The following is a 14,775-nucleotide window of genomic DNA, read 5'->3' as shown; positions in this document are numbered from 1 at the left end:
GTTCTGGATAGGGAGGCGGGCCGCAGATTTGATCTACCCCCTGTGCGATCCTTGGGGAAACCCGCGCAAAGGAGTAGCAACAGATGAGTGACATCGTTGTTGGCGATCAACTCGCCGTCGAACAGCTGAGTTTCACCGCCGATGGCTGCCGAGCCCTGAGCACCCACCTCGGTGCTGACGTCACCTGTGCCCTGGACGCCGGACATCCGGGAGTACACGCTGCTGCAAACTCCCACCTCACTGTCGTAGCCACTTGGGCATAACCTGGTCTCCCCCGAGACGGAAAACGGGGTCTGTAGCGATACCGCCAGTACGAAGGGAAGACGTGAAACTAAAAGTCATCATTCGGAAGGCAACAGATGGCCGCATGGAGCTTCAGGTGGCGGAACTCCCACAACTTGTCGTCTTTGCGAAACGGGTTGGTGAGATCCCTGAAGTTGTCAGCGAAGCAGCTTCCACCCTTACAGGCCGCCCCAGGAGCGATTTCGAAGTCGAAGTTGGTTACTGACGTCCAAGGACCGCTTCCCGGAGGCGGCACCCTTTCTACCGGTTCGCCCGTAAGCCGGTAGCTCTCCGATCGCTTCAAAGCGTCCGGTAAAGGACCCTCTTCCGGACGGTAGCGCCGAAGCAACTATGGAGGTGCCAGCGCGAGTGGAAGAGTTCCGTTAGGCCACAAACGCAGGTGGATGGTTTGTATGGATAAGGGCGACGTCTTGGATTTCTGGTCTCCAAAGTAGTGCGTGCCTTTGTCCATCGGCGATTATGCTCAACTCCACGCTATCTCCCTTGCGTACGGGTCCAACAGGGCTAGCGAATCGATAGAAAATGCCAAAGGTGCTTGGTTCTCCTGACACGCCGTCGGCCTTTAGCCAGAGGATAACGCCAGCGCGGCCACCGGACTTACTTACAACCGTGGCTCTAATTTTCCGCCATTGAACACCGGAGGCGACGAGTTTGCGGGCTGCGCCAAAATCGGTGAGTTCCGTCCACAGCGCGAAAGCGAACGCGAGCGGTGCCACCACAAGAAACACCGCAAAGAGTATGGGGTTTGGATGGCCCGCATCATCGATCCCGTCGAGCCAAATATCGTGAGGATCAGATGAGGCGACGTTGATCCTCGCGTGCGATCCAACCGGTGGCAGGGTGTTGCAGTAAGCATTAGTTTTGGCGACGCCGTGCAGCTCTTGCCCATCTACGATGTAGCTCATGTCGAGTTGGCAGGAGGCAGTGCGGCTACGCGGACTTTCCGTTTGTGCCGTAACGGTTCCTTCGATGGTGGTGTAGGTGGCCGTTGCATGATTGAAGCCGGCAATTACGCTCCAACCTAGCAATGCGGTGACGGTTCCGATGACAAGTATGGCTGCGGAGCGCTTTATCAAAAGCTTTCTGCGAAGTCGACTGCCTTCCCAGACTGGCTGTTCGCGGTCGGGCAGGGGGGACGCTTGAAGGCGTGTCTGCTCAGTTATCTGTACCCAGTGGCTCCTTGAACCTTGGGATTCGGAGTTGATCAAGGTGTCCGGTTCTTCCCGTCGATGCACAGCTTTTCCTCCAATGGAGTGCGTCCTGGATGCATCAGTGCGCGCACAGCACAGGCCCCTTGAATGAAATCACCATACCGGGAGCGCGTGCGAGCGGGGCTATTGCACGCTCCAACATGGCTGCCCGTAAGCCGGTCGTCCACCGGACGTGCTGGCACTGACCTTCGGCTCTCTCCAAATCCGCGCGTTTCCGCCATTGCTGGATTCCCGTATAGCCCGCCCGAATTAATGCCCGGTAAAGGTGCCTTATACGCTACAGTCCGAAGCATGCTCATTGGTTATGCTCGCTGCTCGACCAGCAACCAGGACCTCACGGCACAGCGACATGCCCTCCACGCCCTGGGAGTCGACGCCGATATGGTCCACGTCGATCACGGATTTACGGGCACCAAACGAGATCGGCCCGGGCTGGAAAAGGCCTTGGCCGTGTGCCGCAACGGCGACACCTTCGTTGTGACCAAGCTTGACCGACTGGCAAGGTCCCTGCCGGACGCTAGGGATATTGCCGACGAACTCACGCGCAAGGGCGTAATCCTCAACATCGGTGGCAGTATCTACGATCCCCATGACCCAGTTGGAAAGCTGCTGTTCAACGTCCTGGGTATGGTCGCGGAATTTGAATCCGACCTTATTCGCACACGGACCCGTGAAGGCATGGCGGTGGCGAAGTCGAAAGGCAAGCTTCGCGGCCGACAGCCCAAGCTCTCCAAAAAGCAGGAGGCCCACCTCCTGAGCCTTCATCAGGGTGGCACACACACCACAACGGAGATCGCTGAACTCTTCGGTGTCGCTCGCTCCACCGTCTACCGGGCCATCCAGCGCGCCGCGCCGACCAAGTGATCGCTTCCCGGCAGTGACCGCACGGCCGCAGAGCTTTGGTGCAGAGGACTCTCGACCAAAGTGACGCCTCGTGCAGGGGACTTCGGACACTTCGATTTCCATACCCGACTGCACAAGTCCCGTACTTTCGGGGCAGCGTGTGCAGACGACTTCGGAAAATGACAGGAAGATCGCGGGTAGTAGCCCATCGGGACTCCTCCGGCCTCTTTGATAGCGGCCCTGGGTGCTGGGTACTTGTGCCTGTGCCAGGTCCGCCCCGATTCCACAGTGTGTCGTCCCGGCTGAAAGGAACTGTTCCCCCGCGGGTGGTGGGTCGGCGGTGATTGGCCTGGACCATGGGGATGTGGCCGGTCGTTCTGCTCTGGTAGCGAACTGATCCTGGTTGTGTGGGGCGGGCCGCTAGCGTTGGGTTTATCGACAGAAAGGTTCCTTGATGTTCTATCTTGTTCGCCCTGATATGAGGCTTCAGTGGGTTGATCTTCCGGTGAGGACGACCTTGGAAATTATTGAGGAGCACGGTGGTGATCTAGGCAAGGTCGAGTGGTTGGACGCTGAGCGGCCGATTGATCAGTACACGGTGCCGTTGGCGTTGCGGCATGGGTATGCGTGCTCCGCTGGCATTGCCGTCCCGGGCGTGGTTTTCACGACAGTTGATCGTCCTGCAGATTTGGCGAAGACGTACCAGGATCGCTTGCGGGCGGAAGCAGCTGTGGCTGGCCAGGACGAGATTATGGAGGCGTTGATGCCCGGGTGGAAGGCGTCCGGGGAGGAACTTGCCGGGGAGGTGCACCGCAGCACGGAGGCTTCGATCAAGAAGGCGCAGGCTGATGCGGACGCTCTGCTGGCCGCTGACGCTAAGCCGGAGTTGGTTGAGCATTGGGCGCGGATGGGTGGATTCATCAGCTGATGTTTCCGGGTTAAAGGGTGAAGGGCCGGCACTGTAAGTGCCGGCCCTTCGTTTTCCCTCTGCAAAAGGAAATCTGTGGTTCAGTCTACAAGACTGAAGTCTTGCGCGTCAGCGCGTGCTACGTGGGTGTGTTGCGCGGTGCCGACGCAGGAAAGGTATGCGCCCAGGGCAAGGATGACTCCGATCGCTGCGCCGAGGACCAGCCCGGTTATGGTGCGCATGTTGTTCAGCAGGATCACAAAGATTTCTTAACTGATAGTGAAGCGGTCCTAGTGAACGTGACGGCGCGGCACTTTGTTTGTGTGTGCCTGGTGGCGTTGAACGGCGGTCCGCCGCTGGTGATTGGCTGCTGTGGTTCGCCCTGGGCGGCGGACCGCCCGACGTTTGGGAGGTTCCCGGCCCTTCCGTGGTGAGTGGCCGGGGGCCTTGCCGGGCGGTGGGGGTTCCGCCCGGCAAGGGGTCTAGGCGGCCTCGGGTTCGTCCGCGCTTTCCGTGGTTTCCTCGGTTTCTGTCTCGGGGGCGGTGAGGATGATCTTTTCAACGTCGCTGGCTTCGTATCCCCATGCCGTGAGCTGGGTGAGGTAGTAGCGGGTGTCGCTGTGGCGGCTCCGCCAGCTCGTGCGATCGATGTTTGCCTCGTACGCGGTGATCATGGTGGCGAGGGTGACCGTTTCGGGTTTGGTGGTGGGCTTGTCCACGTAGGCCGTGAACTCGCCGTACCCTGTACCCGTGCCCAGCAGTTCGGCCGTGAGTTCGGTCTTGTTCAAGGCCTTGGTCAGGATGTAGCTGGAATGGGCGATCGTGTGGGCGATGAACTTCTGGGCGTTCTTTGGCAGGGCTTTGCGAGCCAGCAGGGTTTTGACGAACTCCCTCCGTACTACCTCGGCCGAGTCCATGGCTTTGTTGTTTTCAATGACCTCCCGGCGTGCGGCCTTTTCCTCGTCGGTCATGCCTCCTGCCGGGGCCTTGCCGTCCTTCCGCAGTCCACGTTCCTTCCAGTCCGCGACGGCGAACCTTGTCACCAACCCGCTGTATCCGATGCCGATGTAAACGGCGTCGGCGTCCGCCTCGCTGAGGCGTTCGCCCTCGGCGGTGGTCAGTGCAGAGATCATCGCGGCGGCTCCCTTGTAGTCGTAGTAGCTGGGGTCTTCTTCCAACACGGTGAGACCTTTAGCGGCTGCCTCGGCGCAGGCTTCGGCGAGCAGGGCGTTGTTCTTGCGCTCGTCGCGGAGCCGCTGCGCCCGGTGGGCGAAGTTGCCGGGGTTCTCGGTGGCGAGGCGTTCGAGCGTGGCCACGGCGTCGGCGTCGTCTGCGAATTCCTCGATCACGGCGGACTGTTCAAGCGTCAGGCCTTGGTCCAGTGCCTGGGCGGCGGTGGCGTTCGCTTTGACCTTCAGCGCGGTTTCCACCACTGCTTTCTTGGCTCCCATCTTCCGGGCGATGACGCTGGCGCTCACTCCCAGCAGTGCCATTTGGTGGAACGCTTCGGCGCGGTCGCCGTCGGTGAGTGCGCTGCGGTGATCATTCTCCACTACCTGCGTGGCGAGTCGTTCCGCTTCCTCAGGGCTGGCCCCGACGAGCACGGGAATCGTCGCGGCTCCTGCCTCAACGGCTCCAAGGGTGCGGCGCTGCCCCATCAGGACGTGCACGGTTCCGTCCTCAGTTCGATGGGCGACGGCCGGCACGAGTACGCCGTGTTCTTTGATGCTGGCCACGAACTCCTTGGTGAGTCCGGCCTCCTTGCGGACGTTGGTGTCCACGGTCAGGGTGGTGGGGTCAAGCATTTCGAGCGTGGGTGTTGCGTTCATTGGTTTTGTGTCCTTTACAGAGGATTGGTGAGGGAGCGGTGTGACCCGGCCAGCTACTTTCTTTCCTCTCCCGTTGTTTTTTGGCTGCTGGCGAAGCTTGCGGAGCTGTGGCCGACGGAGGCCTGTCTACCCTTGGGCAAGGTGTGGGAAATTCCCGGAGGAAATAAGCGACGCAGGAGCGCCGTAGGGAAATTCCTGCACCGCAGGCCCCGGAGCCTGCGGAGGGGCTAGACGGGGTGGAGCGGACACATAGAATCCGAAGGACAGCAGCCAAAAAACGTCGTAGACACAACAGGACCGGGCACGGCGGAGCTCTGCGACGTCGGGACCGGGCCCAACAGCCGGCCACGGAGCGAAGCGCAGTGGACGCCCAATAACTGGTTGGAGCGCAGCGGAAACCAAGGCGAGCCCCGCGAGCATGCTTGTTCCCTGGCCACCGGGGATCCGACCAGGTCAATGGCAGCTCGGGCTTGCCGCACGCACCAGGTGAGTAGTGCCGGCCCTGGGCGGGAACGGCGGTCCGTCGCCGGCAACCACCCACCAGAGCCGGCCACCTGCGGCGGACCGCCCGCCCACACAAGGCGAACGGCCCACCCCGCTTACGTGGCGCTGTCGATCTTGCTGAGGATCGCGTTGGTGGCTTCCTCGGTCTGGCGCTGTAGATCCTTGATTTCCTCGTCGGCCGGGGCAGCTTCTATTTTCTCGAGCTGGACCTGCCACGTATCCAACGCCGTGAGCAGTTCGGGCGTGAAGGTTGAATCCGGTTTGCCCTGCAGGCCGAAGTAGTAGAAGGCATCCGCCATCCCCGGGTAGCCGATCCTTGCGGCGGTCTCGGCTGCTTGGTCGCGTTGGCCTGCCTCGTGGTGGGCTTCGTAGTCGAAATCGCCGTCTTCATCCCAGAAGTTCGTCATGTTTTGTCTCCTCAAAGACTTGGGAGGGTGGCCAGGAGCTGGTCCCGGCCACCCTATTGGTTTAGGCCGCTGGCTGGGTCAGCCGGGTGTCGAAGAGTGCTTCCGCGCGGTGGATCAAGTACTCCGGAACGTCGATGTCTTGGCTGAGACCTTCGCGTCCCAGGAACACAGCATTTCCGGTGACCGGCAGATCAAGCCCGGTTTCGTGGAGCAGCTGCGCGGCCCGGACGTTCGATGGTCCGGTGGTTTGCGTTTCCGCGTTCAGGTAGACCTGCCAGTCGCCTCGGGCGATGCATTCCAGTGCGCCGCCGACGATGATCTGAAGGCTCGTGTGCCGTGCGTCGAGGCTGGCGACTGTGACGTTCTCGCTGAGTCGCGACGGGATGTACAGGGCAATCAGGTGATTAAGCATGGTTTTGTGTCCTTTGCAGAGGATTGGTGAGGGAGCGGTGTGACCCGGCCAGCTACTTTCGTTCCTCCCCCGTTGTTTTTTGGTTGCTGGCAAGCTTGCTTGCTTGGCGGCCAGCGGAGCCCTGTCTACCCGTAGGGCAAGGTGCTGGAAATCTTCGAAAGGAAATAAGCGAAGCGCCGTCGAAGAATTCCAGTGCCGCAGGCCCCGACTGCTTTTGGAGGGGCTAGACGGGGTGGAGTGGACGCCTACAAGCCGGGGGACAGCAACCAGAAAACGTCGTAGACAAACAGGTGATGACGGGCAGGAGCTCTGCGACGGACCGGCAGCACCCAACAGCCGGCCACGGAGCGAAGCGCAGTGGGGTGCGAGCCCTGCGAGCATGCTTCTCCCCTGGCCACCAGGAATCCGCCCAGGTCAATCCCCGCCCATGCGTGTCGCACGCACCAGGTGAGTAGTGCCGGCCCCGTTGCGGGAACGGCGGTCCGTCGCCGGCAACCACCCACCCAGGCGGCCACCTGCGGCGGACCGCCCGCCCACACAAGGCGAACGGCCCACCCGGCTTACGTGGCCCTGTCGGTCGGGTGCGTGTTGAATCGGCGGAAGTTCACGGCGATTTCATGGGCGATGTCCGCCATCGGTGTTCCCGGCGTGATGGTCTTCTCATCGTCGGCGGAGAACTCCACCGGTTCGCCGTCGTCGTCGTAGTGGTCCGGGCCGTAGTAGAGCTCTGCCGTGGTGAACCGGGATTCCAGTGGGTTCTTCCAGCTGAATGATCCGGGGCCGATCGTGAATGTGTGGCTGCCTTCGCTCTGAAGGAAAAAGGTGGCGGTGCCTCCGCCGGTTTGTTCGACGTGAAGTTCCAGGCCTTCGGCTTTCATCGCGTCCACCAGTTCACGCGCGGGAAACCATGCGTTCTCTTCGGTGGTCTGTTGTGCTTCGGGGCTTTCAGTCATGGTTCTGTCTCCTTTACGAAATGGGGTGGTGGCCGGGACGGGCGTCCCGGCCACCGGCTGGTCTAGCTGGCGAGTAGTTCGGCCAGTTCTGCGGCGTCGGAAACCAGTGCTGCCGTGCCTTCTTTCAGGAGCCTGTGGCAGCCTGCCGAGTTCGCGCTGTGCACGCTTCCGGGTACTGCCGCCACGTGCCGGGCAATGGTTTCGGCGTGGTGCGCGGCGTTCAGCGCGCCGGAACGCCACCGGGCTTCGACAACACAGGTGACCCCGGCTAGGGCGGCAATGATGCGGTTCCGCTGCAAAAAGCGGTGACGCGTAGGCGCGTTTCCCGGGGGCTGCTCTGAGACGACCAAACCGTTGGCCCTGATCGCGGCCGCGAGGTCGGCGTTGCCGGAGGGGTAAACCCGGTCAAGGCCTCCGGCTGCAACCGCGATGGTCGCCGGTCCGGTGCCGGCAAAGCCAGCAAGCGCGCCACGGTGGGCGTGGGCGTCGATGCCGTAGGCCAGGCCGGAGACAATGCAGATTCCACGCTGGGCCAGTCCATGGGCCATCTCACCGGTGACAGCTGCGCCGTAGCTGGTGGAATCGCGGGAACCGGTCAACGCTGCCGCGCGCTGTACCGCGGGGATCCCGTTGGTGATGTTCCCGACGTACCAGAGCCCATACGGGGCATCAGGCAAATCATCGAGGCCGATGGGCCAGTGTTCATCACCGGGGATAAGGAAACCACCGCCCAGCCGTTCGATGGTGGCAAGATCCCTTTCTGCGTCCACGTCAGGGATCCGCTGCGCCCAGCGGCGCAGCCCTTCAGTCAACTCCGCTTCCGTGATGTGGCGGAACGTGTGGGGCGATTGCGCCCCGGTTGCTACTCTCAGGGCCGCGTAGGCGCCCAAGGCGTGGACAAGCGCCCGGCCAGTGGAGTCCTGGGGATCGAAAAGACGAGTCAGGGCGGCGCGTGCAATGCGGTCGTTCATGGTTTTGTGTCCTTTGCAGAGGATTGGTGAGGGAGCGGTGTGACCCGGCCAGCTACTTTCTTTCCTCTCCCGTTGTTTTTTGGCTGCTGGCGAAGCTTGCGGAGCTGTGGCCGACGGAGGCCTGTCTACCCTTGGGCAAGGTGTGGGAAATTCCCGGAGGAAATAAGCGACGCAGGAGCGCCGTAGGGAAATTCCTGCACCGCAGGCCCCGGAGCCTGCGGAGGGGCTAGACGGGGTGGAGCGGACACATAGAATCCGAAGGACAGCAGCCAAAAAACGTCGTAGACACAACAGGACCGGGCACGGCGGAGCTCTGCGACGTCGGGACCGGGCCCAACAGCCGGCCACGGAGCGAAGCGCAGTGGACGCCCAATAACTGGTTGGAGCGCAGCGGAAACCAAGGCGAGCCCCGCGAGCATGCTTGTTCCCTGGCCACCGGGGATCCGACCAGGTCAATGGCAGCTCGGGCTTGCCGCACGCACCAGGTGAGTAGTGCCGGCCCTGGGCGGGAACGGCGGTCCGTCGCCGGCAACCACCCACCAGAGCCGGCCACCTGCGGCGGACCGCCCGCCCACACAAGGCGAACGGCCCACCCTCGGTCTACTCGCGGCGGTCGTGGAGCGGGATGGCTCCGTACTGTCCGGCTGCGCGTCGGAATCGTGAGTCGCTGCTGAAGATGAACGTGCCGCCGAACATGTACCACGGGGCTGTTTCGTCGTCTGGGGCGACTGGCTCGGCGTGGGTCACGGTTTCGCGGTGGAAGCTCTCGTTTTTGACGAGCCGGACGGCGGGCCGTTCCTCGGTGGCTTCGAAAACGGGGTCGATACCCTCGCCGATGACGGTTACCTCCATGACGCGGGCGGAAATGCCCTGATTGGAGAAGTCCGCGCCCAGGGCGTCGCGGTAGATCAGGGCGGTGACGCCTTTGGGGGCTGTGGTGGCGTTGCTCATGTGCTGGCTCCTTTGAAGTGGTGGGGGCTGTACTGCCCGGCTCTGGCCGGGCAGTACAGCGGTTCTCAGTTCCTGCTAGTGGAAGGTTGGGCGGTGTTCTGTAGCGAACAGGACGGCTATGGCTTCGGTGTGCCAGTCCAGTGCCGCGTATTGCCGGGTGGTGTCCAGTACGGCTGGGTTCACGTGGGCCTCGGCGTTGACGGCTTCCGCCATGCCCCGGATATGTGCGGCGAGTTCTTCGGCTGCGCTGGCGCTGTAGGCCACGGGAGACTTCTCCACGATTGCGGCGAGGGTTTCAAGGAAGACCACGGCTTGGGCCGGGCTGTTGGCGATGCTGCGCTTTTCGGTCATTGTCATTTGTCCTTTGCTGGTTTGGTGCCTTGCCGGGCGGCGGGGGTCCGCCCGGCAAGGAGTCGAGGGCTGTTAGGCGGCGGCTGCTGGTTGGAACGTGGGCGGGATGCGGTAGCGGCTGGGAAGCTCCGCGGCAGCTTCGGGCAGGTCTGCCGGGCCTTGGGCTTGCCCGTTCTTCCAGTGGGAAAAAGCCTCTTCGGTGATCGCGTCCCAGAATCGGGCCTTCGTCCGGTAGAACGTCGTTTTCACGTCGCCTTCGCAGTAGGTGGCCATGCCGAACAGGTTTCCGATCGCGTCGGCGGTGCGGGTTCCAGCAACCATGACGTAGGGCCACTGGCCGAGGTCCCAGCCGTCAGATCCCCAGCTGGGGATCACGACCCAGCCGTGTTCTGAGATGACGTCCATCCAGTCGTAGCCGTCGTTCATGTGGTAATCCACGAGTACGGGCACGTCGTGGATGGTTTCTCCGGTGTCCTCGGTGGTGATCGTCTGGACGCTTGCGTTCATGGTTTTGTGTCCTTTGCAGAGGATTGGTGAGGGAGCGGTGTGACCCGGCCAGCTACTTTCTTTCCTCTCCCGTTGTTTTTTGGCTGCTGGCGAAGCTTGCGGAGCTGTGGCCGACGGAGGCCTGTCTACCCTTGGGCAAGGTGTGGGAAATTCCCGGAGGAAATAAGCGACGCAGGAGCGCCGGAGGGAAATTCCTGCACCGCAGGCCCCGGAGCCTGCGGAGGGGCTAGACGGGGTGGAGCGGACACATAGAATCCGAAGGACAGCAGCCAAAAAACGTCGTAGACACAACAGGACCGGGCACGGCGGAGCTCTGCGACGTCGGGACCGGGCCCAACAGCCGGCCACGGAGCGAAGCGCAGTGGACGCCCAAAAGGAGTGCGAGCCCCGCGAGCATGCTTGTTCCCTGAGCTTTGTCAGGGCTGGGTTGGTACGGTGGGCATGTCCCGCCTGGTTTCCCCCAATCCCAGGCGGGACACTTGTGTCGGAGGGGGAGGTAGATAGTGGGACTGCGAAACATTCTGAACAGGCGCCGCAGAGCAGCGGAGTCTTCCGTGGCGGTGCCTGAGCTCAAAGAGCTGAAGTCGTTGTCGTCCGAGGAATCGACGGACCTGGAAGCGGCGTGGGTTGAGCTGCGGCAGACCATCGACGAGTCCAAGGTGACGTCGTTCCGTGCTTGCAGCCGTGACGGGCGCTCTTGGGCGGAGGACCCGGAGGCGGTGCGGGCGATGGCGCATCGTGAAGGACACGGCTGAAGGTCCGAAGGACAGCCCGGCCCGGTAGGGCGGGCCGCGCTGTGGCAGGCCCGCCCCGGATCCGGCTAGCTTTCGTCTTCCTTGGGGACTTTTGTGTTGGCGCGGTACGCCATGATCGAGGCTCCCAGTGCTGTGAGCGAGAGAACGAAGTTCACGATGGTTAGCGGTTCCATGAGGTTTCCTTATCGGTGAGTAGGACTTAGTCTGAGAAGGAGCCGGTGGCCGCAACCAAAGCGGTCACGACCACCGGGTTTCGTAGCTACACCTACTTCCTTGCTTTACGCTTACGCTTCCGAGTTGCAGCTCGGGAGCGTTTGCTTGTTAAGCGCGCGTTCCGCAGGGAGAGTAGAGCGATGACAGCTGTCATCAAGCTCACGACCGAAGTCGCGAGCTTGATCGCTTCGTCGATGCTCATGTAGCCACCTCCTTCCTGCCCCGCCGTGCGAGGCCCCCACTGGTCCAGCCGGTCGAGGGTGGGCCGTCAACCCCGAAGAGTGACCGGGGAATCCCGCGAAATAAGGGAGCGCAGCGACCGCGTGGGGTTGCCCGGTTGCGTGGGTTGACGGGTCGGGCCCCCGGACGGCTACGATCAGTGGCCTTGTACGGAGAACAACCCAGCCACATGTAAGGCAAGAAGATGCTTTTACAGGCCGAAGCGCAGCGAAGGTCCGTTCTGGTCTTGGTCCTCTAGGCTGAGCTCATGGACGAGTCCATCCCACGGGCACTGCAACCACCGGTTGCTGTTGCCCTGGCGAAACTCGTCAGGACATTCCCCGGCCCCGCTGCCCTGCCTGGCAGGATCTACGCCGAACCCAAATGGGACGGCTACCGGGCCATCGTTTTGAGTGATTCTGACGGGGTGACGCTTTGGAGTCGGCAGGGCAAAGAACTTTCCCGCATCTTTCCTGAGCTACGCGCAGCTGTACGGGCCCAGGTCCCGCCCGGGGTGGTCCTCGACGGTGAAGCAGTCGTATGGAACCGGGATCGGCTGGACTTCGAGGCGCTGCAGCGCCGTATGGTCAGCTCCAGGGCCGTTCTGCTGGCACTGATCCATGATCTGCCGGCGTCCTTCGCGGCCTTCGACGTTCTGGCTGTTGCCGGGCAGGACATCAGGAGCGTGCCGTTCACGGGCCGCCGGCAGCTGCTCGAGGAGCTTGCCCGGGAATGGACCGCCCCGTTGAACCTCTCCCCCACCACCACCGACATGGAACTGGCGAAGACCTGGTTGAAGGATCTGCCGTCCACCGGAGTGGAGGGGCTGGTGTTCAAGGGAGGAACGCAGCCATATGACGGCTCGCGCTCCTGGTTGAAGCTGAAGACAAAAAGCACTTTGGATGCGGTCTGCGCGGCCGTTATCGGCCCCCTGAGGCAGCCGCAGGCGATCATCGCCGGTTTGCCGGTCGATGGGCAGCTGCGGATCGTCGGCCGCTCCACGGTTCTTTCCACGCGGGTAGGGCGTGAGCTGGGCCGTCAGCTCCGCCCGGCACGGCCAGGGCACCCGTGGCCCGAAGAGATCACCGAAACTTCTCTGAACAGATTCAGCAAAGACAAGGGTCCGGTTCACCTGACGCTGGTCGAGCCGATAGTTGTTGAGATATCGGCCGACGTCGCGTGGACCGGTAAATCCTTCAGACATCCTGTCGGGTACGTTCGGGTACGTCCGGAGTTGGATCCCGATGAGGTAGAACTCCCGCCGCATCTGAAGAGGTAGTTCCTACCAGCCTTCGGCAGTTACTTGGCTGCTCCGTTGTTCGGGCGGCACGACGGACTTGGTTCGACGGCAGACTCCGAACGGAAGCCAAGTAGGGGGCTTGGGTGGGACCCTTGAAAACGAGTACCAACTACTCGTGTGCAGGACCAAGGAGAGGTCTTCAATTGAGTCAGCGGATTAGTGGCAGACGGCGATAATCCCCCATTTCGTCGATCAATGCCTTAGTAATCTGCCGGCAAGGCCGGATAGCGGTAACCAGAAGCCTGTCCGGCCTTTCGCCTGTCCTGGCTCACCTTCGTGACCGTGGGAACGCGGCACGCTTCCGGAGACCTCGGACCGAACTCTTCAGAGAACCCCGGGCCTTCTTTCTGGCCAGGTTCCATTCCGTGTCTCTACGTGCGTCCCTACGGGCGGCCCGCTGGGCTCTTCTCTGGGCTCGATCGAGGCGGAACAGCATGAAGAAAACGAAGCCAATCCACAGAACGGCGGCCCCCAGAACGATGCCCATCAGAACCATCGATCGCATACCAGCAACGTACCCCGGCCGGGGTGGCCGAACCGCCCGTAATGCCCCGTCGTGGACGGGTTGTGCCCACTGGGGGCAGGTGGAGCCCTCCGCACAGCTCAAAGCTGTCCCCTATTGGCGTGCAAGCCGTCCACGCCGCCCCTAGGGCGGCTATCCTGTCGGTCCCCCTGGAGTACAGTTAACCCGAACATATATTCGAATAAAGGGTGTGTTGTGGGCGTGATAGTTGGCCCCCGTGTGGTAGCTGCGGGACTCTCTCTGGTGACGGTTCAGCTGTCACCGCCCAGCTCGGCGTCGGGGCCGGTGGCCGTTCCGTTTTCGGCATCGAGGTAGCCACGCTCCCAGCGACCCATCGTGCGCGCCTCGCTGACGTTCTGCGTTGTTTCGACGTCGGCAACCAGGACGTCGTAGCCGGCCGCCTGCAGCCGGTCCAACAGAATCCTGGCCTGCTTCTCGTTGCCCAGGGTACCGTCGATGATGACATTCATCCCTGCCTCCAGCGCCTCGTTGCGTGCCTTCTTGGCAAGGATGGATGACTCCGTGTGGACCAGAGCTGCCAGTTCGCGCGGGTAAAACTTCTCCCCCGCTGCTTCCAATGCTCGCACTTCGTCCGGCACCAGGTAACTGTCGTAGCTTCCATCCTGGCGAGCCTGCTGCAGCAGCTCGTCTTTGAAATCGTCGGCGTTGATCGGCAGCCAGTGCTCGGGCTGCGTTCGGGTTGCCTGGATGAGGGCGGCCTGCGCGGTGGACTTGCCGGCACCGGGAGGACCGGCGAGAACAATTGCCTTCTTGTCGCGGCGGACCTCGGTGCGTGACTCAATGAAACGGGCCAGGATCTCGTTGTGCAGCCGCCGGCGGTCCTGGCGTGGCTCGCCTCGGCGTACGTTGAACCACTCAGGGTTCTGGGCGGTCGCGGTCTTGCTCTGTGCGGTCAGTGGTCCCCCGTCTGCGCCCAGGCGCTCCAAGGTGGCGCGGTGCGTTGCTGCGTGGTCTTCGGTAGTCACGCTTTACAGCGTAGTCAGTAGACTTCGGGAACCTCGTCAGAGGCATCCAGAATCTGGTCATAGGCGTCGCCGTCAATCAGTCCTTCATCAAAGGCCCGGCCGACTTCCGCGAACGATCCCGGGGTGTCCAGGTACGGCGTGGATGCCCATTCAGCGGCCGCTGCGGCCGCGCCTTCGTTCTTCGGGTAAGGCCACGCGGACAGCTCGCGGATCATGGCGTCGCGGTCGATGTCGCCGGCCGCGTAGCGCTCTGCGATCTCGTAAGGGCTGGCACCGCTGAAACCTTCGGGAACGGGCTTCACTCCCCTAGCATCGGCCTGCGAGAGCAGCCGGCTAATGGCCGGCTGGCTGACGCCCAAGGCACGGGCAACTACACGCTGATCCGCGGTTTCCACGGCCGCACGGACGTTCCTGATGTAGTCCAAGCCGCCCAACTCACGGCGCGCACGAGCGCGCCGGGCATTGGCAATGGCATTCTCGGGGCTGGTGATTGTCATATCCAAACCCCCTTCGATATAACTAATGTTATCACCGTTATAACAAACGTTATAGGGACACCCTCAGTTGCGACCTATCAGCGATCTATGAACCGCTGCCTAGCATCCCTACGCGCGGGGCCGTCATCCGCGC

At 62.5% G+C, this 14,775-nt stretch carries 17 protein-coding genes; 5 read left to right on the top strand and 12 right to left on the bottom strand.

What is annotated here, in order from left to right; translation table 11 throughout:
* The first annotated feature begins 83 nt into the window (after positions 1–83).
* Complete coding sequence (locus ABQM86_RS00430; RefSeq protein WP_369745653.1) at positions 84–263, top strand: hypothetical protein; 180 nt, start codon at positions 84–86, stop codon at positions 261–263.
* A 402-nt stretch (positions 264–665) separates the two neighbouring features.
* Here ABQM86_RS00430 and ABQM86_RS00425 read toward each other — a convergent pair whose 3' ends face one another.
* Positions 666–1,511, bottom strand: coding sequence for a hypothetical protein (locus tag ABQM86_RS00425; protein WP_369745652.1), 846 nt, complete (start codon positions 1,509–1,511; stop codon positions 666–668).
* A gap of 294 nt (positions 1,512–1,805) precedes the next feature.
* Here ABQM86_RS00425 and ABQM86_RS00420 point away from each other — a divergent pair, with 294 nt between their 5' ends.
* Positions 1,806–2,378, top strand: a complete 573-nt coding sequence (locus ABQM86_RS00420) for a recombinase family protein (protein ID WP_369745651.1) — start codon at positions 1,806–1,808, stop codon at positions 2,376–2,378.
* A 496-nt stretch (positions 2,379–2,874) separates the two neighbouring features.
* Positions 2,875–3,285, top strand: coding sequence for a hypothetical protein (locus ABQM86_RS00415; RefSeq protein WP_369745650.1), 411 nt, complete (start codon positions 2,875–2,877; stop codon positions 3,283–3,285).
* A gap of 80 nt (positions 3,286–3,365) precedes the next feature.
* On the opposite strand, the gene ABQM86_RS00410 is transcribed toward ABQM86_RS00415, so the two are convergent.
* The 9 genes from ABQM86_RS00410 to ABQM86_RS00370 all read right to left on the bottom strand — a co-directional run bounded on the left by ABQM86_RS00410 (position 3,366) and on the right by ABQM86_RS00370 (position 10,149).
* Positions 3,366–3,506 carry a hypothetical protein gene (locus ABQM86_RS00410; RefSeq protein ID WP_369745649.1) on the bottom strand — a complete coding sequence of 47 codons (141 nt, stop codon included), beginning with the start codon at positions 3,504–3,506 and terminating at the stop codon, positions 3,366–3,368.
* Positions 3,507–3,746: 240 nt separating this feature from the next.
* Complete coding sequence (locus tag ABQM86_RS00405; RefSeq protein ID WP_369745648.1) at positions 3,747–5,093, bottom strand: ParB/RepB/Spo0J family partition protein; 1,347 nt, start codon at positions 5,091–5,093, stop codon at positions 3,747–3,749.
* 599 nt (positions 5,094–5,692) lie between these two features.
* The gene (locus tag ABQM86_RS00400) at positions 5,693–6,004 is read right to left on the bottom strand and encodes a hypothetical protein (protein WP_142940437.1); all 312 of its coding nucleotides are present in this window, start codon (positions 6,002–6,004) and stop codon (positions 5,693–5,695) included.
* Positions 6,005–6,065: 61 nt separating this feature from the next.
* Positions 6,066–6,416, bottom strand: coding sequence for a hypothetical protein (locus tag ABQM86_RS00395; RefSeq protein ID WP_369745647.1), 351 nt, complete (start codon positions 6,414–6,416; stop codon positions 6,066–6,068).
* Between the two features lie 560 nt (positions 6,417–6,976).
* On the bottom strand, positions 6,977–7,369 hold the full coding sequence (locus ABQM86_RS00390) for a hypothetical protein (protein WP_369745646.1): 393 nt from the start codon (positions 7,367–7,369) through the stop codon (positions 6,977–6,979).
* Between the two features lie 62 nt (positions 7,370–7,431).
* Positions 7,432–8,340, bottom strand: a complete 909-nt coding sequence (dprA, locus tag ABQM86_RS00385; protein WP_369745645.1) for a DNA-processing protein DprA — start codon at positions 8,338–8,340, stop codon at positions 7,432–7,434.
* A 600-nt stretch (positions 8,341–8,940) separates the two neighbouring features.
* Positions 8,941–9,291, bottom strand: coding sequence for a hypothetical protein (locus ABQM86_RS00380; protein WP_369745644.1), 351 nt, complete (start codon positions 9,289–9,291; stop codon positions 8,941–8,943).
* A 75-nt stretch (positions 9,292–9,366) separates the two neighbouring features.
* Positions 9,367–9,648 (bottom strand): hypothetical protein, encoded by a 282-nt coding sequence (locus ABQM86_RS00375; RefSeq protein WP_369745643.1) that lies wholly within the window; start codon positions 9,646–9,648, stop codon positions 9,367–9,369.
* Positions 9,649–9,714: 66 nt separating this feature from the next.
* On the bottom strand, positions 9,715–10,149 hold the full coding sequence (locus ABQM86_RS00370; RefSeq protein ID WP_369745642.1) for a hypothetical protein: 435 nt from the start codon (positions 10,147–10,149) through the stop codon (positions 9,715–9,717).
* Between the two features lie 554 nt (positions 10,150–10,703).
* On the opposite strand from ABQM86_RS00370, the gene ABQM86_RS00365 reads away from it, so the two are divergent.
* Both ABQM86_RS00365 and ABQM86_RS00360 read left to right on the top strand, forming a co-directional pair.
* Positions 10,704–10,904, top strand: coding sequence for a hypothetical protein (locus ABQM86_RS00365; protein ID WP_369745641.1), 201 nt, complete (start codon positions 10,704–10,706; stop codon positions 10,902–10,904).
* A gap of 700 nt (positions 10,905–11,604) precedes the next feature.
* Complete coding sequence (locus ABQM86_RS00360; RefSeq protein WP_369745640.1) at positions 11,605–12,615, top strand: ATP-dependent DNA ligase; 1,011 nt, start codon at positions 11,605–11,607, stop codon at positions 12,613–12,615.
* Between the two features lie 795 nt (positions 12,616–13,410).
* Here ABQM86_RS00360 and ABQM86_RS00355 read toward each other — a convergent pair.
* Complete coding sequence (locus ABQM86_RS00355; protein ID WP_369745639.1) at positions 13,411–14,145, bottom strand: zeta toxin family protein; 735 nt, start codon at positions 14,143–14,145, stop codon at positions 13,411–13,413.
* Positions 14,146–14,159: 14 nt separating this feature from the next.
* Positions 14,160–14,642, bottom strand: a complete 483-nt coding sequence (locus tag ABQM86_RS00350) for a LysR family transcriptional regulator (RefSeq protein ID WP_369745638.1) — start codon at positions 14,640–14,642, stop codon at positions 14,160–14,162.
* Positions 14,643–14,775: the final 133 nt, after the last annotated feature.

Source organism: Paenarthrobacter sp. AMU7 (assembly GCF_041200195.1).
Lineage (GTDB): Bacteria > Actinomycetota > Actinomycetes > Actinomycetales > Micrococcaceae > Arthrobacter.
Note: the sequence above shows the minus strand (reverse complement) of the source record. Positions and strands in the feature narration are given on the sequence as shown.

Excerpts from the sequence above, each read along its gene's own strand:
- ABQM86_RS00400 (WP_142940437.1), bottom strand. The coding sequence starts at position 6,004 with ATGACGAACTTCTGGGATGAAGACGGCGATTTCGACTACGAAGCCCAC.
- ABQM86_RS00420 (WP_369745651.1), top strand. The coding sequence starts at position 1,806 with ATGCTCATTGGTTATGCTCGCTGCTCGACCAGCAACCAGGACCTCACG.
- ABQM86_RS00405 (WP_369745648.1), bottom strand. The coding sequence starts at position 5,093 with ATGAACGCAACACCCACGCTCGAAATGCTTGACCCCACCACCCTGACC.
- dprA (WP_369745645.1), bottom strand. The coding sequence starts at position 8,340 with ATGAACGACCGCATTGCACGCGCCGCCCTGACTCGTCTTTTCGATCCC.
- ABQM86_RS00410 (WP_369745649.1), bottom strand. The coding sequence starts at position 3,506 with ATGCGCACCATAACCGGGCTGGTCCTCGGCGCAGCGATCGGAGTCATC.
- ABQM86_RS00380 (WP_369745644.1), bottom strand. The coding sequence starts at position 9,291 with ATGAGCAACGCCACCACAGCCCCCAAAGGCGTCACCGCCCTGATCTAC.
- ABQM86_RS00430 (WP_369745653.1), top strand. The coding sequence starts at position 84 with ATGAGTGACATCGTTGTTGGCGATCAACTCGCCGTCGAACAGCTGAGT.
- ABQM86_RS00350 (WP_369745638.1), bottom strand. The coding sequence starts at position 14,642 with ATGACAATCACCAGCCCCGAGAATGCCATTGCCAATGCCCGGCGCGCT.
- ABQM86_RS00395 (WP_369745647.1), bottom strand. The coding sequence starts at position 6,416 with ATGCTTAATCACCTGATTGCCCTGTACATCCCGTCGCGACTCAGCGAG.
- ABQM86_RS00360 (WP_369745640.1), top strand. The coding sequence starts at position 11,605 with ATGGACGAGTCCATCCCACGGGCACTGCAACCACCGGTTGCTGTTGCC.
- ABQM86_RS00375 (WP_369745643.1), bottom strand. The coding sequence starts at position 9,648 with ATGACAATGACCGAAAAGCGCAGCATCGCCAACAGCCCGGCCCAAGCC.
- ABQM86_RS00390 (WP_369745646.1), bottom strand. The coding sequence starts at position 7,369 with ATGACTGAAAGCCCCGAAGCACAACAGACCACCGAAGAGAACGCATGG.
- ABQM86_RS00370 (WP_369745642.1), bottom strand. The coding sequence starts at position 10,149 with ATGAACGCAAGCGTCCAGACGATCACCACCGAGGACACCGGAGAAACC.